Source organism: Sulfurospirillum sp. MES, assembly GCF_000789415.1.
Classification (GTDB): domain Bacteria; phylum Campylobacterota; class Campylobacteria; order Campylobacterales; family Sulfurospirillaceae; genus Sulfurospirillum; species Sulfurospirillum cavolei.
In genome coordinates, this window is record NZ_JSEC01000008.1 from 14,499 (window position 1) to 33,436 (window position 18,938).

Genomic DNA, 18,938 nt, shown 5'->3' on the forward strand with positions numbered 1-18,938 from the left:
TAAGATACGAAATTGTACCGACTCACGCCTTAGATAAACCGCCTAATTGCGCAATTTGCATCGAAATTTTGAGCATCTGCACCATAATGTCGCTTTTTTCGACCGGATCATGAGCTTTGGCAAGTTTTTTTTCAAGCATTTTGAGTCGATTTTTTAAAGCGGAAAGAAGACCTTTATTGAGATCGGAAGAGGAAGAGGACTCTTGTGCCTTTTGTAAAATCATACTTGAGCCGACGGGCGTTTTTGCTTCTTGTTCGTCGGATGCTTGCGTTTGAGTATTTTTGATCGCAAAATCTACATGTGACATCCAACCTGCCGTACCGTTTTCAAACAAAACGACACCGCTTTTTTGTAACAACGCATCGGTCGTTGCACCGTTTTTGTACCGAAACGGCGCATCCGTACTTTCAAGCAATAATGCACCGACTTGTGCTTGATTTAAGGAGATAAGATTGTCTTGTACGGCACTTTTCTGCCAAATTTTTAATTTGGAAAAGATAGTATCGTTTTCATCGATCCAACCGTTTGCGTCTTCGTCATGCGCGGATAAGTCGGCAAAACCGTCGCCGCTTTTCGTACCAAAAAGTTCACTTCCTTCGTCAATGATGCCGTTTTCGTTTTTATCCCATGCTAAAAAGCCGTTATTGCGACCCAAAAGAGCAATTTCTTCTTGATTTCCGTCACCGTTAAGATCAAATAAAAACGTTTTCGATAAATCGATACGGGCAAGCCCGCCTTCCAGATTGATAACCAAAGGATCGACGAGTGCACCCAACGATTGTACCGTGAAAGCTTCGTAACGATCTTTACGCGATAACGTACTGTGTAATGCAATATCGAGAACCGCCCCCGTTTGCGTTTTGATACTTCCCGTCGCCTGAAGCGTTAAGTTTTCCGATTCGTTGTTTTGCGTCAATGTTTGTACGTGCGTATCGTCGATATGCCTTACGACCGTACTGCTTTGCAACTCTTCATGGTAACTTTGTACGTTGAGCGACGATGATGTAATACGCATAGCTTTTTGCCCCCAAATAGCTTTTGAGAACTAAATCGACCGAATCGAGGTATAATTAAAGCATACAATAAGGAGTTTACGATGCAACCGACACGAAGCTACTCTCAAAAAGAAGAGATATGGCACAGTATTAGCCACGGAGTAGGACTTTTGTTAAGCGTCAGCGCATTAACGCTTTTATGCGTTTTTGCCGCCCAAAGCGGTGAAGGTGCCAAAATTGCCAGTGCGATCGTCTTCGGTATCGCCTTGATCGTTATGTACGGTGCTTCGACGCTTTACCATGCCGTATCGTTTCCTTCGATCAAAGCCGTTTTGCGACAATTCGATCATTGCGCCATTTACGTTCTGATTGCCGGAACGTATACGCCCGTATGTCTTTTGGGCATTCAAGGCTCATGGGGGTGGACGCTTTTTGGCATCTCGTGGGGTATTGCGCTTTTCGGCACGGCACTGAAAATTCTCTTTCCGGGTCGTTTTCACCTTTTGGCGGTTATCCTTTACGCACTGATGGGATGGATGGTCGTCGTCGCGATCAAACCGCTCATGGCGAATCTTTCGACGCTTCCTTTGGTTTTGCTGTTGATCGGAGGAATTATTTACACGCTCGGCATCGGTTTTTACATACAAAAGCAACGCTTCTTTAGCCACGCCATTTGGCATTTTTTTGTCTTAGGCGGATCGATTTTTCATTTTTTCGCCGTCTTGTCGCTCATTCGAGAATAACCCTTAAAAAAGGGCTATTCTAAAGCAACTTATCAAATCCTATCCACTTTTTCAGCGTCTCGATTCCTACCGAAAGGATCAAACAAATTCCCAAAAGCACCGCAAAAATAATGACGGGATAGTGAAAAGCATAAATGAAATCGGGAAAATAGTAGTAATAAATAAACGTGTGAAATAAAAAGATATTGAACGAATGCACGCCGATAAATTCGAACGCTTTTTTTGCCCAAGCAGAGACTGCTATCCATTCCGTCGTCCACAAGATCAGTAAAATCGCAAAAAACGTATCGGCTCTGACGCTATCGAAAAGATAGCCGTTTTGGCGATACCACGCGACAAATACCGTTAAAACGGCTAATAAAACGAACCGTTTTTTCCCCAATCGATCCAACCGTACGATTATCTTCAAAAACCCGTCGGTTTGAGAAAGGTAAACGCCCGTCGCAAACGGAAAAATCCAATCGTTTACCAATGGAATCGGCACAAAGAGCAAAAGGGCGCATAGGGCTAAAAACCATAGATGAAATTTTTGCGTCAAAAAATAGACGAGAGGAAAGAGAGCGTATAAAACGATAATAAGGCTCATAAACCACCACGTCGCGTTGTACCCGTAACCGACCCACGTAAACATGTGAAGCCCGAGCATTTGCAGCAACAAACCTTGCATGTAAGCATGTCCGTAAACGCCCTCTAAGGTTCTGCCCATAAACCAAACACCGATCGGAACGAATAAAAGTGCGATCAACCAATAGTTCATATAGAGCTTCAACACCCTACGCTTGTAAAACGACGCGAGTTCTAGCCCCTTTTTCTTGACCGACTCTGCCAGCCCAAAACCGCTTAAAACCACGTAAATACCGACACATACTTTGGCCAATAAGGCGGTTTGATAAACAACCCATCCCTCTTCGGGATGTTCGTAAAAAAGATGATGCCACAAAATCAGCATCAACGCCATACCTTTACTCGCATTGGTAATCGAAACGTCAAATTTGCCCAAGACCATTCTTTCTCCTTACGGTAATAAACGTGCGATATTTTCCTCTATCGTATCGTTTTTATACACGGCACTGATCACCGAATACATCGCGATGTCGTAGGAACGTAAAAGGGGAATCGTGTCGGGAGTGATACCGCCGATAGCGCAAATCGGTACGTTAATGACCTTTTTGGCTTCACCGAGCACGGTATGCGGAACAACGATAGAGTTTGGCTTCGTCGGAGAGGGAAAAAACGAACCGAACGCGACGTAATCTGCTCCCAGCGAAGCATAATGAAGCGCTCGTGCAATATCGCCGTAACACGATATACCTATGATTTTATCGTTTCCCAAAAGTGCCCTTGCTTCTTCGTAACTCACGTCGTCTTGCCCGACATGTAAGCCGTCCGCGTTGATGCGATGCGCCAATTCCAAACGATCGTCTATGATGAAAACCGCTTCGTAAAGATCGCACAGAGCTTGAAGGCGACGGCATGTTTTTTCCGCCGCTTCGTCGCTTGCGTATTTGTCGCGGTATTGAATCACTTTGACGCCGCATTTTAACACGCGCTCCATTTGCTCTAAAATCGTCTCTTCGGGAGTCAACGTAGCGTCCGTTAAGACGTAAAGTCCGTTTAAAAGGGATTTATTGATCATGCAAACCTCTTGCGTTTTTAAAAGAGATTGTACAGATAAAACCTTAAATTGCCCAAGCTTTGCGACACGGCTCGGGCAAAAGCGTTCAAAACGTTACGAGCGAAACTTGCTAAGCTCGTTATTGAGATTTTCGGTCATCGCATGCAAATGATCGCTTGCTTGCGAAACATTATCGATGCTAGCGACGTTTTCTTTTGAAATCGCGTTAATCTTTTCGATTTCGACGACGATGTGCTTGATCTTGTCGGATGTACCGATAAAATCGTTCACCGTATCGCGGCTTTGTGCGATCGTCGAATGAATAATTTCCGAGACGTTATTCATCCCCTTTTGCAGATTTTCCGTCACGACGGCGAGGGCTTGTACTTCATGCACGTTTTGCGCAATGTCGGTGTTCGCATCCATGATGGATTGTACCACGACGTTGATCGTCGCATCGATTTCGACCAAGCTTTTTTGCGTGCGTTCTGCTAGTTTTCGCACCTCATCGGCAACGACGGCAAACCCTCTTCCGTGTTCTCCCGCCCGAGCGGCTTCAATCGCGGCATTGAGCGCCAAAAGGTTGGTCTGGTCGGCAATATCGCGGATAATATTGAGCACCTCTTTGACCTCGTTGGCGTTGTGGCTAACCGTGTTAAGTCTTTCGGCAAGGTTTTGTTCCTTGCTTGCCGTCGTTCGCATCGTATCTTCGAGTTGTTCGACTTGCTCTTTGACTTCGACGATATCGTGCTGCGTACGACTCAATGCCTCTTGCGAATCTTGCGCTTTGGCGACGGAATTTTCAAGGCTTTTGACCAGAGCAATGCCCTCTTTTTTCGTATTTTCCGTTATTTTGGATTCGGTCTCGACGTTGCGGACGACTTCCAACGCCGTACGTGAAAGCTCTTCCGAAATCGAAGCGTTTTCATTGCTGATTGCTTTGGACTTTTTGACGATGTCGTGCAACTTTTCGATAAAAGCGTTAATATTACGCGATACGACCGCAAATTCGTCGTTAGAATCGACATGTAAGCGATGGCGCAAGTCGCCTTGAGACGATGAAAGCTCCTCCACGACCGCATTGAGCCGATCGACGGGGCGAAGCAAGATACGAATCAGCACGATCATCGTTGCGACGCTCAACGCCAACATCACAAGCCCGAGCAATGCCAACTCTTTGACTTGCGTGTCTAAAAAAGCGTAAGCGACCTGTTTATCGAAACTAATCGCGGGTAGCCATCCCGTCTCTTTAGACGTTTTGAACGCAAAGATTTTTGAAGAACCTTTATCGTCGTATTCGACCAGTCCTTCGTTTTTGGCACGAACCGCCTCGGCGATAGAAGGTGCCGTACTTTTCAGCTCTTTTCCGAGCATAGTGGAATTTGGGTGCGCGATAAAAATACCTTTGGTATCCGTTAGCATCCCGAAACCGCCGTTGAAATTAATGTTGGCGATCGCTTGGGTGAGCGCATCGAGCGAAATATCTAAAATAACCGCTCCGACGAAGGTTTTATCTTTAAAAATCGGTGCCATCACCGAAACGACCAATTTTTGGGTCGTCGCATCGATATACGCATCCGTTACGCCCGATTTTCCCGAAGCTTTGACGCTCTTGTACCACTCGCGCACCCTCGGATCGTATCCCTCGGGCAACTTGGTTCCGCTTCCCGTCATCGCGCTTCCGTCTTCAAGCCCTACCGTCGTATCGAATCCCCCCCAAAGTCTTCGTCGTCTCTTGCAAAATCGTGCGAATTTGTAAGCTATCCATAATCTCGACGTCCGTCAAATAGCGTGCCGTACTCTCCATGGTGCTTTTTTTACCCGACGCCCAACTGTCGATGAAATCCGTCAGCGATCGAGACGCCATGCTTAAACTGCTTTCAATTTGTATAACGCTGTTTTTTTTCGTATCCAAATAGCTGATCAAACTAAACAGACTCAAACTTAGAAACATTAAAACGGCAATACCGAGAATTATTTTGATCTTAAACGACATATAATTTCCTCTCTTGTGATCTCGTTGCGTGACATTATAGGCTAAAATAGTCCTCATATTTTACCCTCAATTGCTCACTTTTTGCCCATAATAGGCGTAACCGTTTTGCAACCGATAACGTTTATACTAAGATGAAAGAGAAAGAGTGCGTCCTTGGAAAGGTTTAAATCCTAGCGTTTCGCAAGGTATGGAGAGTGCGGGTATATCGTCTAAAAGCGTTATAAAGTGAAAGCCCATCGTTTTACATGTAAAAAGCACATGCTCTAGCAACAACGCCTCAATGCCTTGATGTAAAAACGCTTCTTCAACCACCAATGCCTCTAAAACAGCGCTTTTTTGAGCCGTGGCGAGTGAGGTATGATGCGTTACGTGAAGCATGCCAACCACTTCGTCTTCATGCGTTGCAACATAAAGTGCGCCCAAACGCTCCTCGTGTATCCAAGCACTCAAAAGCTCCAAAGAAGCGTGCGGAAGCAGTCGAACCAAAGTGTTCATGTCTTCACCTTTGGCACGCCTTACCTCAGAGGATAAAGGCTGATGCGTCGACTCATACGCAATGAGTATCTTTTTACGCTCAATGCCCCAGCGATACCCGCTCATCGCACCGCTTTTGGCGATCACACGATGACACGGAATGAGATAACCGATGTGGTTTTTCCCGATGGCACTCGCAACCGCTCGCACGGCATTGGGTTTGTCGATGTAATTGGCGATGTCTTGGTAGGTCGCGATCACGCCGTTGGGGAGATTTAACAGCGCTTTCCAGACATTGACTTGAAGGTTTGTTCCTTTGACCAAAAGGTTGTATTTTTTATTTTTCAGAAAGATATTTTCCAAATAACGCGCAGCTTTGCCATCGTCATGCACCAAATTCGCATTTTCCCACAGCTCTTGAAAACGCTTGAAAATCGCCTCTTGATTCTGGTCGATAAAGCCTAAAAAACAGATGCCTTTATCGGTGTAAGCGATCAACGCTTGCCCAAAAGGGGTCAGTCCAAAACCATACGTGATGGTGACGTCTTTTCCCTTTTCGCGCCACTCTTTGGGCGTCACGCCGATCAAGTTCACAAAGAGTTCATGCAACCGACTCACACTGGAAAGCCCGATGTCAAGGCTACTGTCCAAAATGGACTTTGACTCTTTGATGTGCTCTTTGGCGTAATTAAGCGTCACCGAGTGCAAAAACTGTTTGGGTGTCACGCCCACATACTCTTTAAACACGCGGATAAAATGGTATTTGCTCATGCCGATACTGCTAGCAATCACGTCGATGGAGGGCTGTTCTTTGAAATGCGCATCGATGTATTTGATCGCTTTTTCAATCAACTGATAATTACCATGCAATGCTTCGATCTCTTTCATGACACCCTCCTCTATCATTTTTTTACTTTTGACACGCCTTTAAACCAAAGCACTAAAGGCTACGTTAACACGATACGTTTTGCAAAAAGTCAATCTAATACGTCGCATGCTCGTACACTTTAAAGTTTGCCAAAAGTGCCATCAGCTCTTTTTTGATCTTTACATGTAACGTTTTAGTATCGATATGATCCAACACGTCACACATTTTATGGGCGATGAACGTGAACTCTTCTTCTTGCATACCTAGCGTCGTGAGTGCAGCTGAGCCGACACGGATTCCCGATGTCAGCGCCGCACTTCGCGTGTCGTTTGGAACGCTGTTTTTATTGACCGTGATACCTGCGTTTTCTAACGCCTTGCTCGCTTCATCGCCTGAATAGTCTTTGTTCAGTAATGATACCAAAATCAAGTGGTTATCTGTTCCTCCGCTGACCAAATCAAAACCCCGCTCAAGCATCACCTCACCCAAAACGCTGGCATTGCGTTTGACTTGCTGTGCATATGCTTTCCACGACGGGTCTAGCACTTCACCAAATGCGACGGCTTTTGCCGCAATGACATGCAAAAGCGGTCCACCTTGCAGGGCAGGAAAAACAGCAGAGTTGATCTTTTTCGCCAACGCTTCATCGTTGGTCATAATCACACCGCCTCTTGGACCGCGCAACGTTTTGTGCGTCGTGGAAGTGACCACATGGGCGTAAGGAAACGGACTCATATGCTCACCTGCAGCGACCAAACCCGCGATATGCGCGATGTCCGCAAATAAAATCGCGTCGACCGCGTCCGCGATCTCTCGAAACTTAGCAAAGTCAAGCTCTCTTGCATACGCCGAAGCACCGCAAACGATCATTTTAGGTTTAACGATTTTGGCGATTTCCATGACTTTATCGTAGTCGATCACACCCTGCGCATTCACACCGTACGAAAACGCTTGGTAATTTTTACCCGAAAAACTCACTTTCGCACCGTGCGTTAAGTGACCGCCTTGTTGCAAGTCCATACCGAGTAGTTTATCGCCTGCTTGAAGTAACGCCGCATACACCGCGCCATTGGCTTGGCTACCCGAATGAGGTTGGACGTTGGCATAGGCACATCCAAAGATCTCACAGAGTCTATCAATGGCAAGCTGTTCGATCTCATCGGCAAACGCACAACCGTTGTAGTAGCGTTTTTGCGGATAACCCTCCGCGTATTTGTTGGTAAAGATACTTCCCGTTGCTTCCATCACGGCAGGTGAGGTAAAATTCTCACTCGCGATCATCTCAAGATGCGTGGATTGTCTTTCATACTCGTGCTGAAGAATCTCAAATACTTTCGCATCCGCTGTTGCTAAACGATCCTTTTTAATGTAGCTCATACTCTCTCCTTTGGCTTGATGGAAGAAGTGTAGCACCCTTAAAAAATTCATTCAATCCAAAAATTGCCCTCTTTAAACGTGAAAGCAATTTTTGGATTGTCCCGATTATTTGATTTGATTAGAATGGCGCCACAACAATTCAAAGGAGTGACATGAGACACCGAACCAAAACACACCAATTGACGCAAGAGCAGATCGAAGCGCTCTTTGAAAGAGCCCTTGTCGGAAGGCTTGGATGCATCAGAGCAGACGGCTATCCGTATGTCGTGCCCATGCATTTTATCTATCATGCACATGCACTCTACATGCACGGACTGCCCAAAGGACAAAAGATACAAAGCATCAAAGCCAATGCAAATGTCTGTTTTGAGATCGACGAGATGATCGCGTTAATGGATCAAAACGTACAAAACCCTTGCGATGTTAACACCGAGTTTAACAGCATCATCGTTCAAGGTGAAGCGCATATCGTAGAAAATCCCGATGAAAAGAAAGAAGCCTTGACAAAAATCGTAGCAAAATTCACACCGCACTTGGTAGATAAAGAACTGCCTGAAAAGATGATCAATGGAACCGCCGTCATTCGAATCGACATCAAAGAGTGCGTGGGGCGCTACTACTGTTAAATGTATACAAGCGTTCAAACGAGAGGCAACACGTAAATATTCGCCTCTTTTGTCTTTACATGTAAAAACTTTTTGAGTTTGCCTATCATTTTAAGCCTTTTCTAATCTGAGTTGTTTTAACATATGAGCAGTTGTTCATATGAACAGTTATACATTTTAAAGGAGCATGCAATGGGTGATGAATTTTGCAGTTGCGACATAGTGCACGAAAACGTCATCGAAATGGTGAAGAAGAAAATGCCGCAAGAGGAAAAACTTTACGACCTCGCCGAGCTTTTTAAGGTTTTTGGAGACACAACGCGCGTGAAGATCATCTCGGCTCTGTTTGAAGCAGAACTGTGCGTGTGCGACATCGCAGAACTCTTACATATGACGCAGTCTGCCATCTCACACCAGCTCCGTGTCCTTCGTCAAGCGCGTCTTGTTAAGCACCGCAAAGAGGGAAAAGTCGTCTTTTATTCGCTCGATGACGAACACATCAAAAACATTTTCAACCAAGGCTTAGAACACATTTTAGAACCACGAGGATTTGAGTATGCACTTCAGTGAAAAAGCACCCCAGACATGCGACGCGACAACGGGAAGTTGTTGTAGCAGATGCCAACCCATCGTCCCAGATCATGCTCATCACGACCATGATCACGATGAACACGACCACCACCACGGTTTAGGTGATTCGAGTTTAAAAGAGATGCTCACGTCGTGGCATTTCATCACGTTTTGCATCGGTGCGGTGCTTTTTATCGCCGCTGTTTTGATGGACGAGAGTCATCCATGGCTGTTTTGGACGTACTTACTTAGCTTTTTTCTAGTGGGCGGCGAGATCCTCTACATGGCGGTTACCAACCTTTTCAAAGGGCATGTTTTCGATGAAAACTTTTTGATGGGACTTGCAACCGTGGGTGCGTTTAGCATCGGCGAATACCCTGAGGGTGTTGCTGTGATGCTCTTTTTTAGAGTCGGTGAATTTTTCCAAGACTTAGCGGTTGATCGCTCACGCAAGTCTATTACCCAGTTGATGGACATTCGTCCCGATTTTGCCAATCTTCAAAGCGAAGATGGTGAGCAAAAAGTCAACCCAAGCGACGTGACACTCGGCAGTCGCATCATCGTGAGACCGGGAGAGAAAATACCGCTTGATGGACTCATCATCGAAGGGCGTTCCACACTTGATACCTCAGCATTGACAGGCGAATCTTTGCCCAAAGAAGTGGGTGTCGGCAGTGACGTACTCTCAGGAACCATCAACAAAACAGGCGTCATCATCGTTGAGACAACCAAACTTTTTTCAGAATCCACCGTTTCAAAAATCTTAGACCTTGTGCAAAATGCAGGAGCTAAAAAAGCGAAAACAGAGCAATTTATCACAACGTTCGCGAAGTATTACACGCCTTTTGTCGTGATCTCCGCGGCATTACTTGCCTTTTTACCGCCACTTCTGATGCAAGACGCACTGTTAAGCGAGTGGTTTAGACGCTCGTTGGTTTTCCTGGTCGTTTCATGCCCGTGCGCATTGGTCGTTTCCATTCCACTGAGTTTCTTTGGAGGCATCGGCGGTGCGTCTAAAAACGGCATCTTGGTCAAAGGTGGTAACTTTCTTGAAGCGCTCAACCGTGTCGATACCGTCGTGTTTGATAAAACAGGAACGTTGACCAAAGGCTTTTTCAGTGTCACATCCGTTCGTGCACTTCACGGCAACAGTGAGATCGAAGTCTTACGCTTAGCGGCACTTGCGGAGATGCACTCCAACCACCCCATCGCGATCTCTATCAAGCGTGCGTACATTGATCCTTTGGAAGCGATTGTGAGCGATTATGAAGAGTTGGCGGGGTATGGTGTCAAAGCGATCATCGATGGCAAAACCGTTCTTGCGGGCAATGCCAAACTGTTGGTCGAACATGCCATCGTTCATGAAGCGATCGACACACCTGATACAGTCGTGTATGTCGTAGTGGAGGGGCAACTCATCGGTTCTATCCTCATCGCCGATACGCCTAAGGAAGATAGCAAACAAGCTATCTTAGCACTTAAAGCACTGGGTATCCAAGACATCGTGATGCTCACGGGAGATAACCAAACCGCCGCCGATAAAGTCGCGCATGAACTTGGCATCACCCACGTTGAAGCCGAGCTTTTACCGCACCAAAAAGTGGAGAAACTGGAAGTGCTTATGGCGCAAAAAGCCGGCAAAGGCAAAACCGTCTTTGTGGGCGATGGTATCAACGATGCACCTGTTTTGGCACGCGCTGACATCGGCATTGCCATGGGAGGCGTTGGAAGTGACGCCGCGATTGAAGCCGCAGACATTGTCATTATGACCGACGAGATCAGCAAAGTCGCCACTGCGCTTAAAATCGCCCATAAAACCCACGCCATTGTGTGGCAAAATATCATCTTTGCTCTAGGTGTCAAAGGGGCTATTTTGATCATGGGAGCATTTGGAATCGCTACGATGTGGGAAGCCGTCTTTGGAGACGTCGGTGTTGCACTCATCGCCGTACTCAACGCTACTCGTGTTTTGACACACAAGTGAATGACTATGTTTACATGTAAAGAAAATCTTTACATGTAAACATCAAACCCCTAAATAATCGGCTGCTTACGCTTAGTATAATACATCGAAGGCAACACCAAACCAAAGGCGATGGCAAATAAAATACTCACCGCGTGCAAGCCATTTTCGATAAAACGAGAGAGCAAAACGTCGCTAACGCCCTCGGTGTTCATGCGCACAAGGCTGATCATCATCTCATACGCGTAGGTTCCGGGAATCATCGGAATGATGGAAGCGACCGTGTAAACGGGTCTTGGCATCACATAACGGCGTGACCAAAACACACCGATAATGCCGATCGTCGTCGCGGCGATAAACGTGGAGAGTTCGATGGAAAGATGCGCGTGCATGAGCACATCGCGAAGCCCGTACGTCAACGCACCACCTGCTGCACAAAAGGGCAATGCAGAACGGGGCACGTTAAAAATCATTGCAAAACCCACAGCGGGAATCGCCGCCCACAAAGCGTCCAATAAAAGACTCATCCATTCCATCGTTACCATCCTTGCACTCCCAAAAGTCCCATGGCAAGCATAATGCCCAGTGATGCCATCAAGGTCATCAGCGTCGCTTGTGCCCAACGTCCCCAGCCCATGCTGATGTAGCCTTTAAAAGCGTCTAACATCGCGTTGATGTAGGGAAACCCCGGCACCAAAAGAAGCACGCTTGAAGAGAGCACGATATGCCCAGTGGTGCTCATGCCCTCGTAAAACGCCAGACTGGCGATGAGGGTGCAGACAAACGCGGTAAAAGCAAAGACGATCAACAGCGAATAGTTACGACGCGACAGCTCTCTGCGCACCGCCATACCAACCGATGCCGCCAAAAACGTAACCCCAACGCCTGCCCAATCCGCTCCTTGCAAATGGCTAAACGCCGCGCATGAAAGACCGATCATGGGGATCAACAACCACGCAGGGTATGCATTGGCGTGAATGTTTGCCAAGGCATACTCGACGCGCATGATGTCGCGCGGATTTTGCTCCGCTTCAATGCAGATCGTAACGATCTGATGCACGATGGACATATTGATCGACTGTTCGTACGCGCGTCTTGTGGTGGTCACGGAAGCATCGCCCACCAACGTGGTGAGCACCACCGCCGAGGGAATCAACGACATTTCAATGGACGTACACCCCAGTGCCACGCCCAAACGAGAGGAGAGTTGCTCGACCAAACGGCTCTCCGCCCCATACTCCAAAAGCATCGCGGCAACTCTGACAACCACGGCGGTAATTCGTGTCTGTTCTTCTTTCGAGATCGTGGGAAATCCTTTGTATGTTCTATGGGTAGAATCATAGTTAAAATAGGTTTAAAATGAAAAGTGACAAATCTTTTTGAGATGCACGATCACAGTTTTTACGCTTACATGTCATGTATGCCCTCTTGGTTTTCCTCTAATCCTCCTTTTGCTACAATAGCGCATTTAAATCCGGAACAAACGATGAACACTCTTTGTAAAATAGCCCTTTTAGCGATTACGTTTTTACATGTCGCGAAACTTTTTATGCCCGTGAGTTTGGAGCTTTTATCGTTTTTTACGGCCGTGTTGTTTGTCTGCGGTTTGGGAATGCAAAAAAAGGGATTCTTGCGCATTACGGTGCTCTTTTTCGTTTTGGGAACGACGATTCTTCTTGCGTACCGCCTTGCCTTTCCCGTCTGGATGCAATCGCTCACGTCTATGACCAACATTATCGCGATTATCGTCGTGATGCAACTTTTTTCGATTCCCATCGAAGCGGGACGTTACAGCGACACCGTCGAGTATTGGCTCAAAAAACTGTTTCGCAAAGAGAGTTCGCTTTACTTTTTTGCGATGCTCGTCACCAACCTTTTTTCGAGCTTTTTACTTTTCGGAACCGTTCCCGTCATGGTTGCGCTCTTTAACAAAGCCCTTAAAAACAGCGTTTTAGACTATCAACGTTTTTTTGCGACCGCGATTATGCGCGGTTATGCGCTCGTACTTTTTTGGGCACCCGGAGCCGTCATCATCTTGCTGGTCATGCAAGTGACGCACGTGTCGTGGTCGGAACTTTTCGTACCGGGCTTTTTATTAAGCACGATCGGACTTATCACGTCGTACCTTTTGGAACATACGTTGCGTTTCAACCGCCCTGTCCTTTCAGAGCCGTTTGAAGCCTCCGCAAACCTTGCGCGCAATGCCCCGAGACAAACGGCGCATATCATACTGGTCGTCGTTTCGCTTTTACTTTGCATCGCCCTTTTGGAGTCTTTTTCCATCGGCACGGCGACGGGAAGAATTTTGCTTGCGGGTTTTATGATCTCCGTCGTTTGGATCGTTTCGTTTGCGAAGCATCCCAAGCTTGTTGCGATTTTGAAAACGTATGCGCAAAGCGGCATTACGCAAGCAACCGACTTTGCGGTCTTTTTTATCGCGGTAGGATTGTTTGCGGGAGCGATCGATCATAGCGGTATTTTAATGCACATTCAACCCCTCTTGCAAGAGAGTATCAACCGTATGGGCATTTTTTCCATCGTCGTCATACCGCTTTTATTTATCATTATTGCGATCTTCGGTATTCATCCGCTTGTCCTTGCGGTGATGTTCGGCAAGATTTTGCTTTCCCTCTCGTTGCCGCTCTCTTCCGTTTCGGTGGCACTTCTTTTGATCTTAGCGGCAGCGATCTCGTTTATCGTTTCGCCGTTTGCCGGTATGTCGCTGATGACCGCCAAGTTTTTAAACGTCACGCCGCTGGACGTTTCACTACGATGGAATCTGCTCTTTTGCACGCTTTTTTTGGCGGAAGGGATTTTATTTGCCTATGCATGGTCTTTATAACGTACTTAGAATATCTTTTGGCGCCTTTTTTCCCAATACGACACGTTGTTTAAAAAATAACCAAAAAATTACGTTTTTATTCGCTTCCTCTGCTTATTTTTGTGCTAAACTGCTTGCATCACATTGACGTGAAAGGGCAAAGGTAACGGTCATGATAGAGTCACACTCTCCCCTCTACGATGCTTTCAAAAGCGTCTTAAATACCATCGATACGCAACGCGTCCAAGAGTTACTCGCCTACATGAACACCGAGGCGATCAATTTCAATCTCTTTAAAAACAATGCCTTTATCGAACGTAAATTTCCGTTCGATATTATTCCGCGCATCGTTTCCCACCAAGAGTTCACGTACCTTGAAAAAGGCATTCAACAGCGCATCTACGCCCTTAACCTCTTTTTAGAAGACATTTACGGTGCGCAAAAAATTCTCAAAGACGGCATTATTCCCAGCGAATTCGTCTTCGCGTCCAAAGCCTATCTGCCCGCGTTTGCGAATACACCCGTATCAAAGAACATTCGCGTGCATATCAGCGGAATCGATTTGGTCAAAAACAGCGTCGGCGACGGCTGGGTCGTTTTGGAGGACAATCTACGCGTTCCAAGCGGCGTGAGTTATCCGCTTTCGTTGCGTATTTTGACGCGCAAAGTTTTTCCCGAATTTTTTGAAAAGCTCCCTATTCAAAGCGTGCACGATTATCCCAAGCGTCTCGAAGCGGCGATGGACTACGTCAATACGGGCGGTATTAACGTTATTCTTACTCCCGGACGGTACAATTCGGCGTTTTACGAACACTCGTACCTTGCCAAACAAAGCGGTACGGTCTTAGCGACGGGAGACGACCTCTTTGTCGAAAAAGACAAAGTCTACCTGAAAACCTATCTCGGCAAAAAAGCGCGCGTCGGTGCGATTTACCGTCGTCTCGACGACGATGCGCTCGATCCGGTGGAGTTCAATGCCGACTCGCTTATCGGCGTACCGAACATCACCCAAGCCTACCGTGCCGGCAATATCGCGCTTATGAACAGCATCGGAAACGGCATCGCCGACGATAAAGGGATTTATTACTTCGTACCGGCGATGATTCGTTATTATATGAACGAAGAACCGATCTTACAAAACGCGCCGACGTATTTGGCATTTTTTGAAAAAGATCGCAATCACATCTTGCAAAACCTACGCACGCTCGTCATTAAAGACGTCGCCGAAGCGGGCGGATACGGCGTCGTTTTCGGCTCCAAACTCTCCAAAAACGAGCGCGAAGCCCTCAAAGACGCTATTATCAAAGAGCCCAGACGTTTTATCGCCCAAGAAGTGATCGAGTTTTACGACATCGAGTGCTTAACGAACGAAGGAACGTTAAGCCCGAGAAAAGCCGATCTTCGAATGTTTTCGATCTTTAGCGACGATATTTTCATCTGGCCGTGCGGCTTGACGCGTTATGCTATGGATCCGAGCAGCTACATCGTCAACTCTTCCCAAGGCGGAGGATTTAAAGATACGTGGGTTTTAAAGGAGAGCAAATGATCCTCATTTCACCGCAAACCGCCGAAAGCCTCTACTGGATGGGACGATACATCCAACGTGCCGAGAGTATGACGCGTCTTATTATCGCGCTGTTCGATAAAATTATCGACGAAAACTTCAACGAAGCCAAAGATCTGTACGAAAAATTGGGTATCGCGCTTCATTATACTTCTTCGCAGGCGTTTTTGCGTAAAAGCGTCTTTGAACTTGATTTTATCAGTTTGCTCTACGTCATCAATACCGCACGCGAAAATGCGATTTTGACGCGTTCACACCTGCCCAATCGTATGTTTAGCCGTATTAACGCTTTGTATTTAAAATACCAAGCTGCTAAAGAAGAGCCTACGGTCTCGATTTATTGGCTCGAATCGACGCTTCAAGAACTCGATGCGATCTGGGGCAATTTGGAACTCTCTTTGGTAGAATCCAAAGAAGCACCGCTCATCGAACTCGGGAAAGTCGTCGAACGTATGGATCTGAGTATTCGCCTGTTCGACAGTATCGAAGCGGCCGTTTGGGATACAGAAAAGCTTAATGTCATTGCCGATAAAATACGTCCCGGTCACAAAAAAATTCTTTTATCCAGTAGCCAAAAAGCCAAAGCTTTAGCTACGATCAATTCGGTATTTGGAGCTTTAATCACATCTCATGAAAGTTAATTTTTCGTATGATTTTACCCTCACGTTTCCAGAATCCGTGAGAGACCATCGCTACTGTTTGCGTATCGTTCCTTACGAAAACGCTATACAAACCTGTTCCAACCTTGACATACGCGTCAATACGAATGCGGCGTTCGAACAAGGAACCGACGGTTTTGCCAACCGTTTCGTGTACGGGACCATCGCAAAACCGCACAAGAGTTTAAGCGCACACATCGAAGGCGAACTCGAGCTTTTACCCTACGTCTATTGCGATGAAGAGCCTCCCGCTCTTTACAACGCACCTTCGCCGCTTGTGAGCTTTTGCGCTTTGATGCAGGCGTTTTTAGACGAAACGACGCTTCCGGCGAGTGCTTTTCGCAAGGCTTTTATGCTCACGCAAAAAATACGTGATAGCTTTACGCTGATCGAAAGTACCAAAGCGGAAGGGTTGGAGAGTTTTTTACTCTATAAAGAAGGGCTTCGAAACGATTTTAGCCATCTTTTGATTGCTTTATTGCGACATGTCAACATTCCCGCTCGTCTGTGCCACGGTTTTATCGAAGGCGAAAATAAAACGCATACGTGGGTCGAAGCATGGATGGAGGGCGATTGGAGAGGATTCGATCCGATCAAAGGCATCGTCATTCACGACGAACCTTACGTAAAATTGGCACATGGACGCGATTTTTCCGATTGTGCGATTTACAAAGGCAGTTACATCGGAAAACGTCAACACATTTTAAAAATTACGGGACAAATCGGAAGGGAAGAACAACAATGATCGAAGAAGTTTTCAGCGTTCAACTTCCCGTCAACGAGACGCTTTCGCTCAAACGCAACCGTTTTGCGCCGAGCGATATTACGAAAGCGACCAAGCGCATTTCGATCGTCACGGGCATTCACGGCGACGAAATCGAAGGGCAATACGTCTGTTACTTGCTTGCCAAATGGCTCAATGCCAACCCTGAGGCGATTAAAGGCATCGTCGATATTTATCCCGCCATGAATCCGATGGGCATCGATAGCATTACGCGCGGTTTTCCGTTTTACGACGTCGATCTAAACCGTACGTTTCCGGGAAGCACGTCCGATTTTTTACCCGCGCAAGTCTCCAACGCCATCGTCGATACGGTCAAAGGAAGCGACTACGCCATCGATATTCACGCAAGCAATATCTTTTTACGCGAACTCCCCCAAGTACGCATCAGCCGCGCCAATGCCGACGAGTTGGTTCCGCTGGCGGAAAAACTCGGTATCGATTTTATTTGGGTGCACGATGCGGTAACGGTTTTGGAGTCGACCTTTTCGCATGCGATGAACACGCTCGGTACGCGAACCTTGGTCGTGGAAATGGGTGTCGGAATGCGTATTACCAAAGAGTACGGACAAAACCTCACGCGCGGTCTTTTGAACCTGATGGCACATGTAGGCATTATCGATAAGCCGATTTTACCGCCGATGACGCTTGCGGTTTCAACGCTCAATTCCGAAGTCTTTTTTATCAACGCCTCCAAAGCGGGCGTTTTTATTCCTATTTTAGAGCATAACGTCAGTGTACTGCGCGGCGAAAAACTCGGGGAAATCATCGATCCGCTTTTGGGCGTCGTCCAAGAGACGATCATCAGCCCGTGCAACGGACTTTTATTTACGATTCGCGAATACCCCGTCGTTTACGAAGGCTCTTTGATTGCTCGCATACTAGAAGACCCCAAAGAGGAAGCAAGCGTATGAGAGAAGAAGTTTTATTTGAAATCAGCTCTTTGAGCCGCAATCCGCTTAAAGTCAAAGGGTACCGCTTTGGACGAGAAGGTACGACGCCTAGTTGCGTGATCGTAGGACCGATGACGGGAAACGCGATCGATCAACTGTGGATCGCCTCTCAAGTCGTACGCTTTTTGCGCCAACAAGAACTGGCAAACGCCGCATTTATCAAAGGTGAAATTCTCGTCGTTCCTACGGTCAATCCCTATTCCTTCAATATGGGCAAAAGCTTCTGGCCGCTCGATAACACCGACATCGACGTGATGTTTCCGGGCTACGACAAAGGCGAGACGACCCAACGCATCGCCGCACGGTTGTTTGAAAAAACCAACAACTACGACTACGCAATTTTACTCGAAGCCAGAAAAGATCACGTCGAGTGTATCCCTTACGTCAAAGTGTTGCAAACGGGTCGCGAAAATATCGATCATGCCAGAGCGTTCGGGCTTGATTTTATTCATCTCAAAGAGCCGAGTCCTAGCGATACGGTTTCGCTGAACTACAACTGGCAAATCTGGAACGCGCAATCGTTTTCGCTCGTCTCGGGTAAAAAAGGCGTATTACAAAAAAACGAAGCCAATAAAGTGATCGATGCGATCATTCGGTTTCTTTCGCAAAAAGGGCTAATCGATTATGCGACGTTTGCGGCATCAAGCGGCAATATCATCACGCAAAACGACATTGAAGCGATTAAAAGCACCGCCGCGGGACTCTTCGACGCACTGGTTCCCATCGGCGAATGCGTTGTTCACGGTCAACCTTTGGGACGTATTTTTAATGCACTGGAAGGAACGTTGATGCAGACGATTATCTCTCCGTGCGACGGCATCGTTTCGTGTCGCTACGACTATTCGATGATTTTTCAAAATGCGATCGCGTACCGTATTATCAAAGCGGAAGCGGCACTAAATCGTTACATGTAAAAAAGGAGAGGAGCAAAGAAGTCTTTGCCCCTAAACGCAG

19 protein-coding genes are annotated in these 18,938 nt (G+C 46.8%); 10 read left to right on the top strand and 9 right to left on the bottom strand.

What is annotated here, in order from left to right:
• Window positions 1-22 precede the first annotated feature (22 nt).
• On the bottom strand, window positions 23-1,015 hold the full coding sequence (locus OA34_RS10170; RefSeq protein WP_039674992.1) for an SPM autocatalytic domain-containing protein: 993 nt from the start codon (window positions 1,013-1,015) through the stop codon (window positions 23-25).
• A gap of 81 nt (window positions 1,016-1,096) precedes the next feature.
• On the opposite strand from OA34_RS10170, the gene trhA reads away from it, so the two are divergent.
• Window positions 1,097-1,738 (top strand): PAQR family membrane homeostasis protein TrhA, encoded by a 642-nt coding sequence (gene trhA / locus OA34_RS10175; protein ID WP_039674994.1) that lies wholly within the window; start codon window positions 1,097-1,099, stop codon window positions 1,736-1,738.
• Between the two features lie 19 nt (window positions 1,739-1,757).
• Here trhA and OA34_RS10180 read toward each other — a convergent pair whose 3' ends face one another.
• From OA34_RS10180 to OA34_RS10200, 6 genes are all read right to left on the bottom strand, one after another.
• Complete coding sequence (locus OA34_RS10180) at window positions 1,758-2,744, bottom strand: acyltransferase family protein (protein WP_039674996.1); 987 nt, start codon at window positions 2,742-2,744, stop codon at window positions 1,758-1,760.
• 9 nt (window positions 2,745-2,753) lie between these two features.
• Window positions 2,754-3,374: a thiamine phosphate synthase gene (gene thiE / locus OA34_RS10185; protein ID WP_039674998.1), complete on the bottom strand. Its 621-nt coding sequence runs from the start codon at window positions 3,372-3,374 to the stop codon at window positions 2,754-2,756.
• Window positions 3,375-3,467: 93 nt separating this feature from the next.
• Window positions 3,468-5,027, bottom strand: a complete 1,560-nt coding sequence (locus OA34_RS10190) for a methyl-accepting chemotaxis protein (RefSeq protein ID WP_286682980.1) — start codon at window positions 5,025-5,027, stop codon at window positions 3,468-3,470.
• Window positions 5,028-5,040: 13 nt separating this feature from the next.
• The gene (locus tag OA34_RS13765) at window positions 5,041-5,349 is read right to left on the bottom strand and encodes a hypothetical protein (RefSeq protein ID WP_286682981.1); all 309 of its coding nucleotides are present in this window, start codon (window positions 5,347-5,349) and stop codon (window positions 5,041-5,043) included.
• A gap of 126 nt (window positions 5,350-5,475) precedes the next feature.
• Window positions 5,476-6,711: a GNAT family N-acetyltransferase gene (locus OA34_RS10195; RefSeq protein ID WP_286682982.1), complete on the bottom strand. Its 1,236-nt coding sequence runs from the start codon at window positions 6,709-6,711 to the stop codon at window positions 5,476-5,478.
• 94 nt (window positions 6,712-6,805) lie between these two features.
• The gene (locus OA34_RS10200) at window positions 6,806-8,068 is read right to left on the bottom strand and encodes a serine hydroxymethyltransferase (protein WP_039675000.1); all 1,263 of its coding nucleotides are present in this window, start codon (window positions 8,066-8,068) and stop codon (window positions 6,806-6,808) included.
• A 152-nt stretch (window positions 8,069-8,220) separates the two neighbouring features.
• Between OA34_RS10200 and OA34_RS10205 the strand changes: the two genes are divergently transcribed.
• The 3 genes from OA34_RS10205 to OA34_RS10215 all read left to right on the top strand — a co-directional run bounded on the left by OA34_RS10205 (window position 8,221) and on the right by OA34_RS10215 (window position 11,227).
• Window positions 8,221-8,694 carry a pyridoxamine 5'-phosphate oxidase family protein gene (locus tag OA34_RS10205; protein ID WP_039675002.1) on the top strand — a complete coding sequence of 158 codons (474 nt, stop codon included), beginning with the start codon at window positions 8,221-8,223 and terminating at the stop codon, window positions 8,692-8,694.
• Between the two features lie 171 nt (window positions 8,695-8,865).
• On the top strand, window positions 8,866-9,243 hold the full coding sequence (locus OA34_RS10210) for an ArsR/SmtB family transcription factor (protein WP_039675004.1): 378 nt from the start codon (window positions 8,866-8,868) through the stop codon (window positions 9,241-9,243).
• Window positions 9,230-11,227 carry a heavy metal translocating P-type ATPase gene (locus OA34_RS10215; RefSeq protein WP_039675006.1) on the top strand — a complete coding sequence of 666 codons (1,998 nt, stop codon included), beginning with the start codon at window positions 9,230-9,232 and terminating at the stop codon, window positions 11,225-11,227. Before OA34_RS10210 ends, OA34_RS10215 begins: the two co-directional genes overlap by 14 nt.
• A gap of 50 nt (window positions 11,228-11,277) precedes the next feature.
• Here the strand turns inward: OA34_RS10215 and OA34_RS10220 are convergent, their stop codons facing one another.
• Window positions 11,278-11,742 carry a threonine/serine exporter family protein gene (locus tag OA34_RS10220; protein WP_039675008.1) on the bottom strand — a complete coding sequence of 155 codons (465 nt, stop codon included), beginning with the start codon at window positions 11,740-11,742 and terminating at the stop codon, window positions 11,278-11,280.
• 2 nt (window positions 11,743-11,744) lie between these two features.
• Complete coding sequence (locus OA34_RS10225; protein WP_286682983.1) at window positions 11,745-12,476, bottom strand: threonine/serine exporter family protein; 732 nt, start codon at window positions 12,474-12,476, stop codon at window positions 11,745-11,747.
• Window positions 12,477-12,692: 216 nt separating this feature from the next.
• On the opposite strand from OA34_RS10225, the gene OA34_RS10230 reads away from it, so the two are divergent.
• The 6 genes from OA34_RS10230 to OA34_RS10255 all read left to right on the top strand — a co-directional run bounded on the left by OA34_RS10230 (window position 12,693) and on the right by OA34_RS10255 (window position 18,898).
• The gene (locus OA34_RS10230; RefSeq protein ID WP_286682984.1) at window positions 12,693-14,048 is read left to right on the top strand and encodes a hypothetical protein; all 1,356 of its coding nucleotides are present in this window, start codon (window positions 12,693-12,695) and stop codon (window positions 14,046-14,048) included.
• A 151-nt stretch (window positions 14,049-14,199) separates the two neighbouring features.
• Window positions 14,200-15,573, top strand: coding sequence for a circularly permuted type 2 ATP-grasp protein (locus tag OA34_RS10235; protein WP_039675011.1), 1,374 nt, complete (start codon window positions 14,200-14,202; stop codon window positions 15,571-15,573).
• Window positions 15,570-16,232 (top strand): alpha-E domain-containing protein, encoded by a 663-nt coding sequence (locus tag OA34_RS10240; RefSeq protein WP_039675012.1) that lies wholly within the window; start codon window positions 15,570-15,572, stop codon window positions 16,230-16,232. Before OA34_RS10235 ends, OA34_RS10240 begins: the two co-directional genes overlap by 4 nt.
• A complete protein-coding gene (locus OA34_RS10245; RefSeq protein ID WP_039675014.1) occupies window positions 16,222-16,995 on the top strand; it encodes a transglutaminase-like domain-containing protein in 774 nt (257 codons plus the stop codon). The genes OA34_RS10240 and OA34_RS10245 overlap by 11 nt, the downstream gene beginning before the upstream one ends.
• Window positions 16,992-17,945 (top strand): M14 family metallopeptidase, encoded by a 954-nt coding sequence (locus OA34_RS10250; protein WP_039675016.1) that lies wholly within the window; start codon window positions 16,992-16,994, stop codon window positions 17,943-17,945. The genes OA34_RS10245 and OA34_RS10250 overlap by 4 nt, the downstream gene beginning before the upstream one ends.
• Window positions 17,942-18,898 carry a M14 family metallopeptidase gene (locus OA34_RS10255; RefSeq protein WP_060826264.1) on the top strand — a complete coding sequence of 319 codons (957 nt, stop codon included), beginning with the start codon at window positions 17,942-17,944 and terminating at the stop codon, window positions 18,896-18,898. Before OA34_RS10250 ends, OA34_RS10255 begins: the two co-directional genes overlap by 4 nt.
• Window positions 18,899-18,938: the final 40 nt, after the last annotated feature.

Bases quoted from the DNA above. Each gene is read 5' to 3' on its own strand.
- OA34_RS10255 (WP_060826264.1), top strand. From the start codon at position 17,942: ATGAGAGAAGAAGTTTTATTTGAAATCAGCTCTTTGAGCCGCAATCCG.
- trhA (WP_039674994.1), top strand. From the start codon at position 1,097: ATGCAACCGACACGAAGCTACTCTCAAAAAGAAGAGATATGGCACAGT.
- OA34_RS10190 (WP_286682980.1), bottom strand. From the start codon at position 5,027: ATGACGGGAAGCGGAACCAAGTTGCCCGAGGGATACGATCCGAGGGTG.
- OA34_RS10200 (WP_039675000.1), bottom strand. From the start codon at position 8,068: ATGAGCTACATTAAAAAGGATCGTTTAGCAACAGCGGATGCGAAAGTA.
- OA34_RS10240 (WP_039675012.1), top strand. From the start codon at position 15,570: ATGATCCTCATTTCACCGCAAACCGCCGAAAGCCTCTACTGGATGGGA.
- thiE (WP_039674998.1), bottom strand. From the start codon at position 3,374: ATGATCAATAAATCCCTTTTAAACGGACTTTACGTCTTAACGGACGCT.
- OA34_RS10220 (WP_039675008.1), bottom strand. From the start codon at position 11,742: ATGGAATGGATGAGTCTTTTATTGGACGCTTTGTGGGCGGCGATTCCC.
- OA34_RS10230 (WP_286682984.1), top strand. From the start codon at position 12,693: ATGAACACTCTTTGTAAAATAGCCCTTTTAGCGATTACGTTTTTACAT.
- OA34_RS10215 (WP_039675006.1), top strand. From the start codon at position 9,230: ATGCACTTCAGTGAAAAAGCACCCCAGACATGCGACGCGACAACGGGA.
- OA34_RS10205 (WP_039675002.1), top strand. From the start codon at position 8,221: ATGAGACACCGAACCAAAACACACCAATTGACGCAAGAGCAGATCGAA.
- OA34_RS10170 (WP_039674992.1), bottom strand. From the start codon at position 1,015: ATGCGTATTACATCATCGTCGCTCAACGTACAAAGTTACCATGAAGAG.
- OA34_RS10180 (WP_039674996.1), bottom strand. From the start codon at position 2,744: ATGGTCTTGGGCAAATTTGACGTTTCGATTACCAATGCGAGTAAAGGT.
- OA34_RS13765 (WP_286682981.1), bottom strand. From the start codon at position 5,349: ATGTCGTTTAAGATCAAAATAATTCTCGGTATTGCCGTTTTAATGTTT.
- OA34_RS10210 (WP_039675004.1), top strand. From the start codon at position 8,866: ATGGGTGATGAATTTTGCAGTTGCGACATAGTGCACGAAAACGTCATC.
- OA34_RS10195 (WP_286682982.1), bottom strand. From the start codon at position 6,711: ATGAAAGAGATCGAAGCATTGCATGGTAATTATCAGTTGATTGAAAAA.
- OA34_RS10250 (WP_039675016.1), top strand. From the start codon at position 16,992: ATGATCGAAGAAGTTTTCAGCGTTCAACTTCCCGTCAACGAGACGCTT.
- OA34_RS10235 (WP_039675011.1), top strand. From the start codon at position 14,200: ATGATAGAGTCACACTCTCCCCTCTACGATGCTTTCAAAAGCGTCTTA.
- OA34_RS10245 (WP_039675014.1), top strand. From the start codon at position 16,222: ATGAAAGTTAATTTTTCGTATGATTTTACCCTCACGTTTCCAGAATCC.